The following is a 16,371-nucleotide window of genomic DNA, read 5'->3' on the forward strand; positions in this document are numbered from 1 at the left end:
TTTGTAAATATCCAAGCGCTAAAGAAATGGCTACACATAACTGTGCAAAATGAAATCAATAATCAAAATATTATGAATATAGTCAAATCAGAATTCTATACTGAAACTTTTAAGGCTTGTTTTAAAATATAATTGGTATAATTATGGTATATAAAGTTTTGCGAGACCATTATAAAACTGATAAAACCTTTGAGCATTTTTATGAAGATAAGCCTGTCAATTATCGTAAATGATAGACTTAAAAATATTGCAAATAAAAAAAATCCCGATTACAAGTTGTAATTGGGATTTTATATGTTGTATAAAATAAAAGACTAAATATTTTCTTGGTCTCTTAAGTTTTGAATATATGCTGCTTTTTGAACTTCGCGACGTCTTTTTACAGATGGTTTTGTGAAAAACTGTCCTTCTCTTAAGTTTTGCATTACTTTAATATTTCTGTGCTTTCTTTTATAGCGTTTTAAAGCTCTCTCGATGTTTTCACCATCTTTAACAATTATCTTTAACATAAATATATTTTATTTTGCGTTTTCAAGGTTTCCCTAAAAGGGATGCAAATTTCAGTTATTTTATTAGGAAAACCAAATTAATTTAGCTCTTTGTTTTAAGATTATCCTAAATATGATCGTAATACTTTATTTTTTGAAGTATGACGCAATTTCCGGATGCCTTTTTCTCTAATTTGTCTAACACGTTCTCTGGTTAAACCAAAAGCATCTCCAATTTCTTCAAGACTTTTAGGTGTTTTTACACTTATTCCAAAATAATGTCTAATAACTTCAGCCTCTTTTTCAGATAATGTCTCTAAAACACGATTAACTTCTAGGTTTAAAGAATCTTTCATCAATTCAGCATCTGGTCTTGGAGATTCTTGTCCTTGAACAACATCATATAAATTGGATGTTTCTCCTTCTTTAAAAGGCGCATCCATAGATATATGTCTTCCAGAAATTTTCATAGATTGCTTTACATCATCTACGGTTAAATCTAGATTTTTAGCTATTTCTTCCGCACTTGGCGGACGCTCGTGTGCTTGTTCTAAATAAGAATAGGCTTTATTAATTTTATTAATCGAACCAATTTTGTTTAGTGGTAATCTAACTATTCGAGATTGTTGTGCTAGGGCGGATAAAATGGATTGACGAATCCACCAAACCGCATAGGATATAAATTTAAAACCTCTAGTTTCATCAAAACGTTTTGCTGCTTTTACTAACCCTGCATTACCTTCGTTTATTAAATCGGGGAGTTTCAATCCTTGGTTTTGATATTGTTTTGCAACGGAAACCACAAATCTTAAGTTAGCTGTTGTTAGGGTATCTAAGGCCTTTTGGTCGCCTTTTTTTATGCGTTGTGCTAATTCTACTTCTTCTTCAGCAGTAATTAAGGGAATTTTACTAATGTCTTGAAGGTATTTGTCTAGCGATTTAGATGCTCTATTGGTAACTTGTTTAGTGATTTTTAATTGCCTCATATATCTTTAAAAAGATTTAATAATTATACATTCTTATAACTTAACCAAAAAAATGGGAAATCCTAAAAAACGAACGTTTTTATTTAAAAAACGGGCAAAATTTGTATAAAATTTACTTTTTTTAACATTTTTTGTTAATTTTCAGCAAAAAAGGATAATTCAATAGTTACATTTTCTGCAAAAAAGATATAGTGAAACATTTATGTTCAATAATTTAAAAATTCAAAATAGAAGTACATGGTTAAAAGCGGGGGGCTCCCGTTCCGATAGCTGTCAGGATTGGTAACGCTGAAAAATCATTTTACAGTGTCTTTTTGTTTTTTGTTTCCCCCTAATAATCCTCCTAAAACATTTTTAATGACCTTTTCGGTAGTTTTTGGGGTTTCGGTTGTTGAAGAATCTTGTGTTTTTTTATTTTTTAAAATATCGCTAAGTACATCTTTAATAGCGTCGTTTTGTTTTTGTTTTACAGAATCAGTTTTGGTTTTATTACTTCCAATTACATCCCCAATTAAGTCCTTGACCTTATCTTGTCCTTGATTGAGTAATTTTTGTTTTTGGATTTCGATAAGTTGTTTCGTTAAGTTTGAAACACCACGAGTTAAATCGGTTTTAACGGTGGGATTAGTAAAATCACCCCCAATGTTTGCGGTAATAGGGATGCTGATATTGTTTACTTCGGTATCGTTTATTTTACCAATTAACCTGTTTATATCACTGCCTAAATACTTTGCTGGCACTTTAAATACGGCGTTGTAATCGATGGTTTTATCAAATCCGTGAGCTCCAGAAACAGTAATGGCAATGTCTTTGTATTTTAAATCGAAAGGTTTTACACTTACTTTTCCGTTGGCAAAGTCTAGTCTGGTTTTTAAATCTTTTAAATCGAGTTTATCAAAATCTATAAAACCTAGTGAACGCTCTAGTTTGCTAAATAATTCGCCTTTATTGGTGTTGATTTTTGTAGTTAGTAATTCGGCTAGAGCATTGCCAGAAACACTGTTTAAATCTGGAGAAAATGCGGCATCTAATTTACCAGATAGGTTGAGGTTTGTATTTAGTTTTCCTTCTAGTAATTTTGCTATTGGAGCTAGATTTTGAAGTAGCTCTAAAGCTTTGAATGACTTTGAAATATCAAACCCGTCTGCTCCTAAATTCAAATTAAAAGTTGGCGTGTCTTCTTTTGTAGATACGTCTCCAGAAATGATTAAAACACCATCAAAAATACTAGACTTCATGTTTTGAAGCTTTGCTTGTTGGTCTTTAATATAGAGTGTTCCGGTAACGTCTTTTAAGTTTAAATTATCATATACTACAGTTTTAGCATCCGCATGTATGGTGCAATCTAAAAAGGCTGGTATTTTTAAAGATTCCGAATCACTAGTCGTTTTATTTACTGTTGATGTTTCCGCTTCTATCATAAAATCACTCACTTTAAATAGATTGGAAGTCACATTAAAGTTTCCTTTTAAAGTATTATTGCTTAACAAAAACCCTAGCAAATTATTTATGGTTCCATTAGCATCTAAATCGCTTGCTCCTGTTTTGGCTTTAAAATTATTTAAGGAAACAGTGCCTGGATTAAAGGTCATATTCGCCTGAGAAATATGAATGGGGTTTACAATATCTTCCGAAGAAAATACAAAGTCGGTAATACTTGCAGAGCCCTTATTTTTTATGCGTTCGTATGCATTGGTTTCAATAGCATTCATATCAAAAGTCGTATTTATGTTTCCTTTTAAAATACCAGTAAGGTCATTTTCTAATGCTATAGGATACGCTTTTGTAATGTTTGCTAAGTTTAAAACACCATTTATATTGGCATTTACTAACATGTTTTTTGTGATATTTTTTAAAGTAGCCGAGGATTTAAAAATATCATCATCAATTTTAAAATTAAGCGTTTTAATATCTATATAGGTATCATCAATTTGTCCTGTAGTGTTTTTTATTTCTGTGTTGATAGTTATATTTTCAACACGTTTAGGTAAATCTGGATATTTAAAAGAGGCATTATTTGAGGTGATACTGATGTCTAAATTTGGAATAGTTTCGTCTGAACTTAATCCTTTAATAAGTCCTTTTACTTTAAAATCACCTGTGGTTTGTACATTTTCAATATTTTTAGAATATGCCTTTGGAATAACTGCAAGGAAGTTTTTAAAATCTGATTCTGGGTTTTCAAACGAAATATCAATGTTTTGTCCGTTTTCAACTTGTTGTACATAGCCTTGAAATTCTAAAGGTAAATCATTAATAAAACCTTTGTTTTCTTTGAAAGTGTATTTGCTATTATTTAAGTCTAAACCAATTAAGGCATCTAATTTTACAGGATTATTAGTTAAATAATGAGTACTATCAAGCGAAAAACTAACATTGGCTTCGCTTTTGGTGTTAAATTCTGAAGTTTCTGTTGAAAACGTTCCGTGACCCTCGTGGTTAAGTTCTGTAATATGTATTAAAGTTTTTGAAAGATCATCAATATAGGTTAGTGCACTATTTTTTATTTGATAGTCTTCAATATTAAATTTAAAGCTGTCTGCTTTGTTTTCCGCGGAAGCGTTATTAGTATTTTCTTTTGTTATGTCGTAATTATTATTTCCAAATTTATTAGTTTTCAAAGTTAATAACGCTTCATCAATATTTATGGAATGAACTACAATTGGTTCTTCGGCTGCAGTTTTAAATAACTCATTAATATTCATGGTAAATGAAATATCTTTTATTGTAGCGAAAGTTTCGTTTTTAAAAGGTTCAAAATTAGTAATTACTAGGTTGTTAATATTAGCATGTGCCTGCGGGAAGCTTCTTATAAAACTAAGGGATACATCACTAAATTCAACTTGAGCATTTAAATTTTGATTGATAAAATGCTTCACCATTTCTTTTATTTGGCCTTGTAAAGCAAAAGGAATAGCAATTAATAATGCAAGAATAATAAGTATTGTGATTACAATAATTTTAAATACTTTTCTCAAAATGAAGAATTTAGGTTTAGCGTGTCTGCAAAGATATACGCAAAAATGGTGCTAAAAGATTGAAAACAGTGAATTTATTGTTAAATATTAAAGCAAATCAATCTCTTCATTGACCTTTAAATTGAAACGTTTTCTGAACAAAAACACACCTAAATATAAAAATGGGGTATCGCAAGCGGCTATAATGACTTTAAATAAAAATCCGCTAACTAATAAACCTTTAAAGTTAGCCCAATCAATAATGCCGAAGGAGCATAATAAAAATACAATGGTAAAGGTATCTACAAATTGTGAAAACCATGTGGAGAAATTATTTCTAAGCCATAAGTGTTTGCCTTTAGTTAAGTTTTTCCAGAAATGGTAAATCTGGATGTCTACAAATTGCGCAAATAAATAGGTTAGCATGCTTGCAAAAACGGCAATCATAGAGTTTCCAAAAACCGTTTTAAAGGTATCATCTTTAACGTAAGACCATGATGTTGCAGGAACGCTATCTGCCATGTAAATAATTAAAAGTGAAAATATAGAAGAGAAAATCCCAACGACTACAATATCATTTGCGCGTTTTTTTCCATAGATTTCGCTAATTAAATCAGTGATTAAAAAAGTCATAGGATAAGGTAAAATGCCAACTGATATTTCGAAAAGCTTATTTCCGAAAATCTCTATATCAATCGGATACCAGTAAAAGAATTTTTGAAAAATAAGGTTTGAAACTACCAATGATGTTATAAATAAAGCGCCTAAAAGGATGTAAATACGTTGTGCGGCAAGTTTGTTTTTTAAAGTCATTTACGATTGTGAATAAATAGGTTCTGTAAATATAAAGGAAACCATTTACTTTTTATTATTTTGCCAAAAACTGATCTTGACTTTTTGTTTTTAACCGAAAATGAGATAAAATTTGTCTAGATGAGGCTCTTTTTGAAAGGCATAGTTTTGCTAAGCATAAAAAAAGCAACGAATATGGACAGATATTGGCCATTTTTTAGGAAATAGAAAAAGTCAAGATGAGTTTATAAATTATGTTAAAACCAACAACATACCACATTGCACTAGGAAGCAATAAAGGGGATAAGTTTAAAAACTTGCAAGCCGCAGTTGATGCTATTTATAAACGTGTTGGGAATATTAAACTCATTTCTAAAGTATATAAATCTCCTGCATTTGGTTTTGAAAGTGATGATTTTTTGAATTGTTGTTTGGTTTTAGAAAGTTATCTAGAGCCTCAAGATGTCTTAGATGCTTTATTGAATATTGAGACCACTTTAGGGCGAACGCGAACAAAAACTAGTGCTTACGAAGCCAGAGTTATAGATTTGGATATTGTTTTTGCTGAAAATAAAATCATCAATACAAAAACACTGCAGGTACCGCATCCAGAAATGAGCAAGCGTAAATTTGTACTTTTACCGCTTAATGATGTCGCTTCAAAAATGAAGCACCCAAAACTTCAAAAGGAAGTGTTTGCTTTGTTAGATGAATGTGAAGACGAATCGGTTTTAGAACCTATCAATATTTGGTTAAAAAATCCGAGTAGGCAATACGATTTCTCAAAATATAATTACATAGCTATTGAAGGTAATATAGGTGCAGGAAAAACCAGTTTAGCAACTAAAATAGCTTATGATTTTAATGCGAAACTTATTTTAGAACGTTTTGCAGACAATCCTTTTTTGCCAAAGTTTTACGAAGATGCAAATCGATATGCTTTTACTTTAGAAATGTCTTTTCTAGCAGATCGTTACCAGCAAATTTCTGATGATTTATCGCAACTTGATTTGTTTAAAGATTTTATTGTTAGTGATTATGATGTTTTTAAATCTTTAATTTTCTCTAAGATTACTTTAAACGATGATGAGTTTAGTTTATATCGAAAACTCTTCTATTTAATGTATAAAGACATCGCGAAACCAGAGTTGTATATTTATTTGTATCAAAATACAGAACGCTTACAGCAAAATATTAAAAAACGCGGACGCGATTATGAGCAAAATATTGCTGATGATTATTTAGAGAAAATCAATGCAGGCTATTTAGAATTTTTAAAAACTCAAAAAGATTTTAATGTAAAAATTATAGATGTATCTAATAGAGATTTTGTGACAAGTAGAGCAGATTATTTGTGGGTTTTGGATGCTATTTGTGAAGCGTGATTTTATAGTTTACATAATTAAGTTCATTATTTGATAATAAAACAAATGAAGTATGCAAACCATAAAAGTTAAATGAGAACATTCTGAAAATTAGTTTTCAATTCCGATTTTTGAAAATAATTCACGTACGTTAGCTAGCTCGATTTCATTATAAAAATTACCCAGATCTCTATTTTTTCCATTCTTCAATTCTAACGCAAACCTTTTTCTTCCAAAAAAAGTTTTTTCTTTAAGTCGCCTAATTTCTGTAACATTAATTTTTTTCGCAGCAGATTTTTTAAAAAGAAATAAATAGAGAATCACTAAGGAGATAACTCCTATTCCTATCCAAAAATATTCAATAAATCCATATTCAGTTTTGTTATAACTGATTAATTGGATTATTGCGTTTGCCAAATTCAATACCATTAAAAGCTTTAAAATTAGATATTGATTTTTAAGGCCGTCCTTAATTTCAATTAAGTTTTCTATGTCGTTAAATTTTATTTTTATGGGATTTTTTTCTCAAATGTGGCAAAATGTTTTTTTATTATATTAGAAAAAAATGTTTTTAATCCTCATCCATTTCCATAATCAAATTGGCAATTAAAGAGGTCCAGCCTGTTTGATGAGAAGCTCCAAGACCTCTTCCAGTATCGCCATCGAAAAATTCATAGAAAAAATGTTCATTTTTAAAATGTTCCTCTTTCGTAAAAACCTTATCAGGGTCATCAGAGTGGTATTGAAACTTGCCATCTTTATTAGGTTCAAAAAGCTTTATTAATCTTTTGGTTAATGCGTTAGCAATTTGTTTTAAATTTAATTTGTTACCTGAACCTGTGGGGAATTCATAAGTATATTCATCACCATAAAACGTGTAATATTTTCGTAAAGACTGAATAATCATATAGTTTAATGGCATCCATATGGGCCCACGCCAATTGGAATTACCTCCAAACATGTTAGAACGACTCTCTCCTGGTTCGTACTGAATTTGGTGGTGTCCGTTGTGTTTAAACACAAAAGGATATTTTTCATGGTATTTTGAGAGTGAGCGAACGCCGTAGTCTGATAAAAACTCATCTTCATCCAATAAACGTTTTAGTAAGTGTTCTAGCCTAAAACCACGCATGATGGAGAACATAAATTTCCCGTCTTTATTGGCTTTTTCTAAATTAGAAATTAAAGACGCTAAATCGGGTCGTGTTCTTATTATGTTGTTTGCTCTTATTCTAAACTCTTTTAATTCTTCAAATAAATCTTTATTAATAATTTCTACAGCAAACATAGGGATTACGCCTACTAAAGAGCGCACTCTTAAACGGTCTGTTTGACCGTTAGCCAATTCAACAACATCATAATAGAAGTTATCGTCATCATCCCAAAGCGAAATATCTTTTTTCCCTATATGATGCATAGCCCAAGCGATGTTTAAAAAGTGCCTGAAAAACTTTGCGGCAGATTCTTCATAAATTTTATTGTTTTTTGCAAGCTCTAAAGACATGCGCAACATATTAATTGAGAACATCGCCATCCAACTTGTTGCATCAGCTTGCTGCATTCTAGTAATACCCTCAGGCATGTGGTTTCTATCAAAAACACCAATATTATCTAAGCCTAAAAAGCCGCCTTCAAAAAGACTTGTTCCGCTTTTATCTTTTTGATTGACCCACCACGTGTAATTTACGAGTAGTTTTTGGAATGCTTTTTCTAAAAATGGGATATCGCCTTTACCTGTTTTTTCTTTATCCTTTTCATAAACTTTCCAAACGGCATAAGAATGTACAGGTGGGTTTACATCGCTAAAATTCCATTCGTAAGCAGGGATCTGTCCATTAGGATGCATATAACTTTCTTGAAGAACCAATAATAATTGTTCTTTTGCAAAATAAGGGTCAATTTCTACAAACGACGCCATATGAAATGCCAAATCCCAAGCCGCATACCACGGGTACTCCCACTTATCGGGCATGGAAATAATATGTCTGTTGGTAAGGTGTTGCCAACTGAAATTTCGCATGTTGGTTCTGTGTGGTTTTTTTTCTCCAGGACCTCCAAAAAGCCATTTAAAGACATCAAAATAATAAAACTGTTTAGTCCATAACAAACCTGAAAACGCACTTTTTGCAAGACTTTGGCGAGCTTCGGGTAAATCTTTTTTTATGATATCACTATAAAATTCCTCACATTCCGTTTTTCTTTGATTAAAAATGGTGTCGAATGCTGTCCAAGGGTCTTCTAATTCAGCTTTGCTTAAACGTACTTTTACACTTTTTTCTTCTCCAGCCTTTAGCTTAAACTTATGCCAAATAGCCATTTTAGACCCTTCTTTTTTAGGGTTTACCGTTTTTTGTTTGTTTACAACGTGTTCGTGAATCCCATCTTTAACATAAGGCACGTCATTTTCGACGTTGTAAATACGTTTATTATTTGTTTCATTATCACAGAATAACTGTTTGCCATTCTCATGATATAAGTAGTATTCTCCATTTCTTTCGCAAATTGATTTAGCAGCGCCATCTTTAGTCGATTTTATAATGGGTCGGTTATATTTGTTATTGTGCTTCCAGAAATTTCTAAACCATACATGAGGTAATACATGAATATCTGCTGCTTTTGAACCTCTGTTTATAACAGTAACTTTCATCAGAATATCATCAATATCGGCCTTGGCATATTCAATAAAACAATCAAAATAGGCGTTGTTTTTAAAACAGCCTGTATCTAATATTTCATATTCATCCTCGTCTCGACTTCTCTTGTTTCCATTAACCAAATCACTATATGGAAATTTACTGTGCGGATATTTATATAAATATTTATTATATGAATGTGTTGGTGTCGATACTTGATGAAAATAAAGTTCTTTAACATCTTCTCCGTGGTTGCCTTGATTATTAGTAAGGCCAAACAATCGTTCTTTTAAAATGGTGTCATTTCCATTCCAAAATGCAGGTGCCATACACAAAATCTCTATGGAGTCGCAAAATCCACCTATGCCTTCCTCTCCCCATCTATAGGCGTTACTTCTAGCTTTCTCATGGTCTATAAAATCCCAGGATTCTCCATGTTCACTATAGTCTTCTCTAACTGTTCCCCATTGTCTTTCGGCTAAATATGGGCCCCATTTTTTCCAATTTTTGTAGTTTTCAGAAACTGCTAGTCTTTCTTCTTCAGGGTTTTTATGAGCCATAGGTTATAATTATTAATGAAATTTTTAAACTATAAATTTAAAAGAAAAGCTTTTTTAAATATATGAATGTCGTCTTGAAGTCTTATGTTTTTAAAAGATTTTAAGTAAAAATAGTGCTTTTTTTTAGCAAGTAGTTGTCTGATTTCTAAGTATTTCTTTATTGGTGTTTTTGATGCTGTTCTTTTGATTTCTCTTTAAAAAAACATAAGATTAATTGATGAAGTGATATTTTGAAAAACACAGAAAGAGTTACTTAACAGTACTTTTAAAGTTTGAAAACAATAAAAAAGACCATTCTAAAATAGGTCATACAAAGTCGTTATAATTTGTCCTTTGTTATTCTCCAAAATATGTTCATCAAGTCTTTTCTGGTCTTTTATTTTTAAATTAAAAGGCGCTTCTAGTACATTAACACCACTGTTTTTTTTCAGTCTAATTCCTTGTCCTGAAATAATGTCTTTATTTGAAATAAAGTTGCCTAATGGGATATGTTCTGTCAGAATTATATATTTATAATTAGCTATTTTTTTGAGTACGTTTTGTATTTCACGGTTAGATAAATGCTGTAACACTTGACGCAAAATAATGCAGTCTCCTGGAGGAAGATCATCTTTTGAAATATCCAAACAATGAAACTCTAAGTTGTTTTCTTTGTATAGGTTTTTATTTCTATGAATAAGATTTTCAACAATATCTATCGCAATATACTTTTTCGTGTATTTGGTGAGGTGTTTCCCAATATTAAAATCACCACAGCCTAAATCGCAAACTATCAAAGGCTTATTGTGGTATTTTAGGAAAGCAATCACAACTTTTAAATATGGGTTTATAGTTTTGGGGTCATGTGAACCTATTCCAGAATAAAAATCGAAATCTTGTCCGCCCCAGAGATTCATCTCATAAATCTGGTTCATCACATCTTTGGTAGGCCAAGGTTTCTTTTTGTTTTGTAACATCAATTTTAATGTTCAGAAAGCTTAACAAAAATATCCCAAACTACAACACCACAACTCACCGAAATATTTAAAGAATGTTTTGTTCCAAACTGCGGAATTTCAATAACTGCATCACTGGTGTTAACTACTTCTTGATTGACGCCCTTAACTTCGTTGCCAAAAACTAATGCGTATTTAGTGTTTGATTTAGTTTTAAAGGCATTAAGCATGATAGCGTTTTCAGCTTGCTCAATGGAGCAAATCTTCACGTTATCGGCTTTTAATTTTTCAATTAAATTAAGTGTGTTTTCAACATATTCCCAATCTACAGTGTCAGTACTTCCTAAAGCAGTTTTATGAATATCTTTATGTGGCGGTTTTGCAGTAATACCACAGAGGTAAATTTTTTCAATTAAAAACGCATCACTGGTTCTAAATACCGAACCAATGTTATTTAAGCTTCTAATGTTATCAAGAATAATAATGATAGGTGTTTTTTTAACTTCTTTAAAAGCCTCGACACTTAATCTATCTAATTCGCTATTTTTAAGTTTACGCATTGAAACTGTTCTTTTTTTTATTCCCGCGAAAGCGAAAACCTAACTAATTTGCTAATTCAAAAGATTCTTCACTTCGTTCTGAATGACAATTATTGTTGAAATCTCGTTCTAATTGTAGATAACTTCTAAAAAGTCAACTTCATAACACATGAAATTAATGGTACATTGCATGCTACAATTTTGTCAAAAGTAACACTTAAAAATTAGATTTCCATTGGCTAAAAAAGCAAAAAAAGTAACCCCGTTAATGAAGCAGTATAATGCGATTAAAGCAAAGTATCCTGATGCGTTGCTGTTGTTTCGCGTGGGTGATTTCTACGAAACCTTTGGAAGTGATGCTATTAAAGCTGCAGGTATTTTAGGTATTATTTTAACAAAACGTGGTGCTGGAAGTGAGAGTGAAACTGAGTTGGCTGGTTTTCCGCATCATTCCATAAACACCTATTTGCCAAAATTGGTAAAAGCAGGTGAGCGTGTTGCTATTTGCGACCAACTTGAAGATCCAAAACAAACCAAAACCATTGTAAAACGTGGTGTTACTGAGTTGGTAACTCCTGGAGTAGCTTTAAATGATGAGGTTTTAGTTTCGAAATCTAATAATTTTTTATGTTCTGTGTATTTTGATAAAAAATATATTGGAATTTCATTTTTAGATATTTCTACCGGAGAGTTTTTAACATCCCAAGGTAATGCTGAATATATTGATAAACTACTTCAAAACTTTAGCCCTAGTGAAGTCTTGGTTTCCAAACAAAAGCGTTCGTTATTTAATGAGACTTTTGGTGATGATTTTCATACGTTTTATTTAGAAGATTGGGTGTATCAAACAGATTATGCCTATGAAACCTTAATTAAACATTTTGATACTAAAACACTAAAAGGTTTTGGAATTGAAGATTTATATGAAGGGATTATTGCTTCGGGTTCTATTCTGCACTATTTAGGAGAAACCCAGCATCATAAATTACAGCATATTACTTCTGTTTCTAGAATTGCTGAAGATGATTATGTGTGGATGGATAAATTCACCATCAGAAATTTAGAGCTTTATAATTCTACCAATAATAATGCGGTTACGCTTTTAAATGTGATTGATAAAACGATTTCACCAATGGGTGGAAGGTTATTAAAACGTTGGTTGGCTCTACCGTTAAAGAACATTGATAAAATAAAACAACGCCATGAAGTGGTGAGTTTCTTAACCAAAGAAAGCACAGTGCTTCAAAAGATTCAAAATCATATTAAACATATTGGTGATTTAGAACGTTTAATTTCTAAAACGGCTACAGGAAAAGTGAGTCCAAGAGAAGTTATTCAGCTTAAAAATTCTTTAGAAGCTATTGTGCCCATAAAATCTTTAGCTTCAAATTGTAATAATGAATCATTAAAAATTATTGGTGATAAACTTCAAAGTTGTGATGTGCTTCGCGAAAAAGTAAAAGAGACTTTAAATGAGGAAGCCCCCATAAATGTATTGAAAGGGAATAGTATTGCTCCTGGCTTTTCTTCGGAATTAGATGAATTAAGAGGTTTGTCGAAATCTGGTAAAGACTATTTGGATAATATGCTAGAACGAGAAAGCGAACGTACCGGCATCACGTCTCTTAAAATAGCATCAAACAACGTATTTGGATATTATATAGAAGTTCGAAATACCCATAAAGATAAAGTTCCTGAAGAATGGATTCGTAAACAAACTTTGGTGAATGCTGAGCGTTATATCACAGAAGAACTTAAAGAATACGAAGCTAAAATTTTAGGTGCCGAAGATAGAATTCAAGCTATAGAACAGCAGTTGTTTTCAGAATTGGTGGTTTGGTTAAATCAATACATAAAACCAGTACAACATAATGCTTCTTTAATTGGGCGGTTAGATTGTTTATGTGGGTTTGCGCAATTAGCTAAGGATAATAAATATGTTTATCCAACACTTGATGATTCTTTTGATTTAGATATTAAAGAGGGGCGTCATCCAGTTATAGAAAAGCAATTGCCTCTTGGGGAAGCCTATATTGCCAATGATGTTTTTCTTGATAGAACAGGGCAACAAATTATTATGATTACAGGGCCTAATATGTCTGGTAAGTCTGCTATTTTACGTCAAACGGCTCTAATTGTGTTATTGGCGCAAATAGGTAGTTTTGTACCCGCTAAAGTAGCCAGAATTGGTTTGGTAGATAAGATTTTTACTAGAGTTGGCGCGAGTGATAACATCTCGATGGGAGAATCTACATTTATGGTAGAAATGAATGAAACGGCTTCTATTTTGAATAATATTTCTGATAGAAGTTTAGTTTTACTTGATGAAATAGGAAGAGGGACAAGTACTTATGACGGTATTTCTATTGCCTGGGCCATTAGTGAATATTTGCACGAGCATCCTGCAAAACCAAAAACACTATTCGCAACGCATTACCATGAATTGAATGAAATGAGTGAAACATTTGAGCGTATTAAAAACTTCAATGTCTTAGTGAAAGAATTAAAAGATAATGTACTCTTTTTAAGAAAATTGGTTGCAGGTGGTAGTGCGCATAGTTTTGGGATTCATGTGGCTAAAATGGCAGGTATGCCGCAACAAGTTTTACATCGTGCTAATGCTATTTTGAAGAAATTAGAGAAATCTCATTCAAGCGAAGAACTTACAGATAAGGTAAAAACTTTGAATGATGATATGCAATTGAGTTTCTTTAATCTTGATGACCCGTTACTAGAAAACATCAAAGAGGAAATATTACATATTGATATTGATACACTTACGCCCGTAGAAGCACTCATGAAATTGAATGAAATTAAGCGGATGTTAGTTAAGAAAAAACAAGCGTAAAATTATTTTTATTTATTTTACTAAAAGGCTTTGGTTTTAGTAGAAATATTTTAAATTTGCATCCGCAATCGAGAGGTTGTTTGTTCATTAAAAGACTGCGAAAGTAGCTCAGGGGTAGAGCATCACCTTGCCAAGGTGGGGGTCGCGGGTTCAAATCCCGTCTTTCGCTCTGAAACTTTCTTAAAATATACCAATGCTGAAGTGGTGGAATTGGTAGACACGTTGGACTTAAAATCCAATGTCCATTAGGACGTACGGGTTCAAGTCCCGTCTTCAGTACATATAAAAAGTCGAAACGAAAGTTTCGACTTTTTTGTTTTTCAAAAGTTTCCTCATGTTTATATTCAAGGTGGCTTTAAAACAAACGATTCATTTTTATGAATCGACTTTTTTTAAAATGGGATGTAATAGACAAAATTTAAATTTCAGCCACAAAAAAACCACCAAATAGGTGGTTTTATAAATTTTTTAAAAAGACTAATTAGTGACCAGCTTTTAATTTATCTGCTTCTTTTTTCATAGCATCAGCAGCTTTATCAGCAGCATCACTAGCTTTTGTTTTTGCAGCATCAACAGCATCACCTGTTTTTGCTTTTGCATTGTCTATTGCATTACCTGCAGCGTCAACAGCTTCACCTGCTTTTGCTTTTACATCATCCACAGCATTACCTGCAGCATCAACGGCAGAATCTACGGCGTCTCCAGCAGCACTTGCAGCATTGTTAACGGCATCACCAGCGGCATCAACAGCGTCACCAGCAGCGTTTGCAGCATTGTCAACGGCATCACCAGCAGCGTCGGTAGCATTCTCAATAGCATCTTCTATCGAACCTGCTTTTTTTGTATCTCTACAAGATGTGAAACTTAAACTTAATGCTAATAATAAGATTGAATTTAATAATAATTTTTTCATTGGTTTGTGTTTTAGTGTTAACTTTTAATTAGATGTCAAAATTAATGACGCTTTTACTAGAATTAAGAATTTTATAAAAAGTCTTAATTAAAAACAAACTATATACGAAGGAAATCGAGTATTTGGACTACAGCACCTTTGTTTTGTTTAATGAATGCTTTGTTTTTTGACCCACTTTTCTCTCTAAAGTCACTATTGATTATTAAATGATTAAATATTTTATTAAACGCTGTTTTATTGGCTACTGAAAACATACCTCCATTATTAATAAGTAATTGGGCTTCAGGAAAATTCTTGAAGTTGTTGCCAATAACTATTGGAATTCCAAAAACTGCGGGTTCCAGTGTATTATGCAGACCAGTATTACCTATGGCGCCTCCTACATATGCGATGTCTGCGTAACTATATATTTTTGACAGAATTCCTATGGTGTCAACTATAAGAACTTGGTAATTCGATAAATCCTTGTCTTTTTTCTCAGTAAATAATACAGATTTTGAATTAATTTTTTCTTGTAATTGCTTAATTTGATTTAATTTAATGTTGTGCGGAGCAATAATGAATTTTACGTTTTTTGAAGCTTCAGAATTTATAAAATTAATGAGTAAATTTTCGCCTTCTGGCCATGTGCTTCCCGCAACAACACAAAGTTCATTGTTTTTAAATTCCTCAACAAAGTCTAGAGTATTATCAATATCTAATTGGCTGTAAACTCTGTCATATCGAGTGTCTCCACTTACTGTTGTTTTATGGTAATTAATGGATTTAAGTAGTGTTTTAGAAATTTCATTTTGAGTGAAAATATGTTCAAAAGCAAAAAGCGCTTCTTTTAATGGTTTACCGTAAAATTTAAAATAAGATTGATTTTTTCTGAAAGCCGCTGAAATCAATATAGCACGCAGTTGCCTTCGCTTTAATTCATTTAAAAAATTTGGCCAAATATCATATTTAACAAAAATAGTAAGTTCAGGATTTACAATGTCTAAAAAGCGTTTAGCATTAACTTTAGTGTCTAACGGGAGGTAGATAACAACATCTGCAATTGGTGATTTTTTTCTGATTTCATAACCAGAGGGAGAAAAAAAACTTAGGATGATTTTATGATTTTTGTATTGGTCTCTTAGTTTTTTAAAAACTGGAAGCCCTTGTTCATATTCGCCTAAAGAAGCACAATGAAACCAAAATGTTTTATCACCCTTGTTTAAATGAGTACTTAATATATTAAAAGTATTTTTTCTGCCAACAACGCCTTTTTTAAGTTTATCGTTAAAAAGTGCACCAAATTTTAAAGCTACACTAGCAAGAAAAATACCTATGTTATAAATAAAACTCAATATTCTTTATTTATATGCTAAA

Annotated in this window: 12 protein-coding genes and 2 tRNA genes; 4 read left to right on the plus strand and 10 right to left on the minus strand. The window is 31.8% G+C overall.

Annotation, left to right across the window (positions count from 1 at the left end; genetic code table 11):
* Positions 1 to 314 precede the first annotated feature (314 nt).
* The 4 genes from rpsU to P8K68_RS13410 all read right to left on the minus strand — a co-directional run bounded on the left by rpsU (position 315) and on the right by P8K68_RS13410 (position 5,244).
* The gene (gene rpsU, locus P8K68_RS13395; protein WP_300251943.1) at positions 315 to 509 is read right to left on the minus strand and encodes a 30S ribosomal protein S21; all 195 of its coding nucleotides are present in this window, start codon (positions 507 to 509) and stop codon (positions 315 to 317) included.
* A gap of 101 nt (positions 510 to 610) precedes the next feature.
* Positions 611 to 1,474: an RNA polymerase sigma factor RpoD/SigA gene (locus P8K68_RS13400; protein ID WP_300251945.1), complete on the minus strand. Its 864-nt coding sequence runs from the start codon at positions 1,472 to 1,474 to the stop codon at positions 611 to 613.
* A gap of 296 nt (positions 1,475 to 1,770) precedes the next feature.
* Entirely contained in the window at positions 1,771 to 4,452 is a 2,682-nt protein-coding gene (locus P8K68_RS13405; RefSeq protein ID WP_300251948.1) for an AsmA-like C-terminal region-containing protein, read from the minus strand.
* A gap of 87 nt (positions 4,453 to 4,539) precedes the next feature.
* Positions 4,540 to 5,244, minus strand: a complete 705-nt coding sequence (locus P8K68_RS13410) for a queuosine precursor transporter (protein ID WP_300251950.1) — start codon at positions 5,242 to 5,244, stop codon at positions 4,540 to 4,542.
* A 233-nt stretch (positions 5,245 to 5,477) separates the two neighbouring features.
* Here P8K68_RS13410 and folK point away from each other — a divergent pair, with 233 nt between their 5' ends.
* Positions 5,478 to 6,608: a 2-amino-4-hydroxy-6-hydroxymethyldihydropteridine diphosphokinase gene (gene folK, locus P8K68_RS13415; RefSeq protein ID WP_300251951.1), complete on the plus strand. Its 1,131-nt coding sequence runs from the start codon at positions 5,478 to 5,480 to the stop codon at positions 6,606 to 6,608.
* Between the two features lie 90 nt (positions 6,609 to 6,698).
* Here folK and P8K68_RS13420 read toward each other — a convergent pair whose 3' ends face one another.
* The 4 genes from P8K68_RS13420 to P8K68_RS13435 all read right to left on the minus strand — a co-directional run bounded on the left by P8K68_RS13420 (position 6,699) and on the right by P8K68_RS13435 (position 11,275).
* Entirely contained in the window at positions 6,699 to 7,004 is a 306-nt protein-coding gene (locus P8K68_RS13420) for a hypothetical protein (RefSeq protein ID WP_300251952.1), read from the minus strand.
* A 154-nt stretch (positions 7,005 to 7,158) separates the two neighbouring features.
* Positions 7,159 to 9,780 carry a glucosidase gene (locus P8K68_RS13425; RefSeq protein WP_300251955.1) on the minus strand — a complete coding sequence of 874 codons (2,622 nt, stop codon included), beginning with the start codon at positions 9,778 to 9,780 and terminating at the stop codon, positions 7,159 to 7,161.
* A gap of 296 nt (positions 9,781 to 10,076) precedes the next feature.
* Entirely contained in the window at positions 10,077 to 10,736 is a 660-nt protein-coding gene (locus P8K68_RS13430) for a class I SAM-dependent methyltransferase (RefSeq protein WP_300251957.1), read from the minus strand.
* A gap of 5 nt (positions 10,737 to 10,741) precedes the next feature.
* A complete protein-coding gene (locus P8K68_RS13435) occupies positions 10,742 to 11,275 on the minus strand; it encodes an RNA methyltransferase (RefSeq protein ID WP_300251960.1) in 534 nt (177 codons plus the stop codon).
* 214 nt (positions 11,276 to 11,489) lie between these two features.
* Here P8K68_RS13435 and mutS point away from each other — a divergent pair, with 214 nt between their 5' ends.
* From mutS to P8K68_RS13450, 3 genes are all read left to right on the plus strand, one after another.
* Positions 11,490 to 14,102, plus strand: a complete 2,613-nt coding sequence (gene mutS, locus P8K68_RS13440; RefSeq protein WP_300251963.1) for a DNA mismatch repair protein MutS — start codon at positions 11,490 to 11,492, stop codon at positions 14,100 to 14,102.
* A gap of 97 nt (positions 14,103 to 14,199) precedes the next feature.
* Positions 14,200 to 14,271 (plus strand) — tRNA-Gly (locus P8K68_RS13445).
* A gap of 26 nt (positions 14,272 to 14,297) precedes the next feature.
* Positions 14,298 to 14,381: transfer RNA gene (locus P8K68_RS13450), tRNA-Leu, on the plus strand.
* A gap of 202 nt (positions 14,382 to 14,583) precedes the next feature.
* On the opposite strand, the gene P8K68_RS13455 is transcribed toward P8K68_RS13450, so the two are convergent.
* Complete coding sequence (locus tag P8K68_RS13455) at positions 14,584 to 15,015, minus strand: hypothetical protein (protein WP_300251965.1); 432 nt, start codon at positions 15,013 to 15,015, stop codon at positions 14,584 to 14,586.
* Positions 15,016 to 15,113: 98 nt separating this feature from the next.
* Positions 15,114 to 16,349: a glycosyltransferase N-terminal domain-containing protein gene (locus tag P8K68_RS13460; RefSeq protein ID WP_300251967.1), complete on the minus strand. Its 1,236-nt coding sequence runs from the start codon at positions 16,347 to 16,349 to the stop codon at positions 15,114 to 15,116.
* Positions 16,350 to 16,371: the final 22 nt, after the last annotated feature.

The organism is Algibacter sp., assembly GCF_029245835.1.
In the GTDB taxonomy this organism is placed as follows: domain Bacteria; phylum Bacteroidota; class Bacteroidia; order Flavobacteriales; family Flavobacteriaceae; genus Algibacter_B.

Bases quoted from the DNA above. Each gene is read 5' to 3' on its own strand.
- rpsU (WP_300251943.1), bottom strand. From the start codon at position 509: ATGTTAAAGATAATTGTTAAAGATGGTGAAAACATCGAGAGAGCTTTA.
- P8K68_RS13400 (WP_300251945.1), bottom strand. From the start codon at position 1,474: ATGAGGCAATTAAAAATCACTAAACAAGTTACCAATAGAGCATCTAAA.
- P8K68_RS13410 (WP_300251950.1), bottom strand. From the start codon at position 5,244: ATGACTTTAAAAAACAAACTTGCCGCACAACGTATTTACATCCTTTTA.
- folK (WP_300251951.1), top strand. From the start codon at position 5,478: ATGTTAAAACCAACAACATACCACATTGCACTAGGAAGCAATAAAGGG.
- P8K68_RS13425 (WP_300251955.1), bottom strand. From the start codon at position 9,780: ATGGCTCATAAAAACCCTGAAGAAGAAAGACTAGCAGTTTCTGAAAAC.
- P8K68_RS13430 (WP_300251957.1), bottom strand. From the start codon at position 10,736: ATGTTACAAAACAAAAAGAAACCTTGGCCTACCAAAGATGTGATGAAC.
- P8K68_RS13435 (WP_300251960.1), bottom strand. From the start codon at position 11,275: ATGCGTAAACTTAAAAATAGCGAATTAGATAGATTAAGTGTCGAGGCT.
- P8K68_RS13455 (WP_300251965.1), bottom strand. From the start codon at position 15,015: ATGAAAAAATTATTATTAAATTCAATCTTATTATTAGCATTAAGTTTA.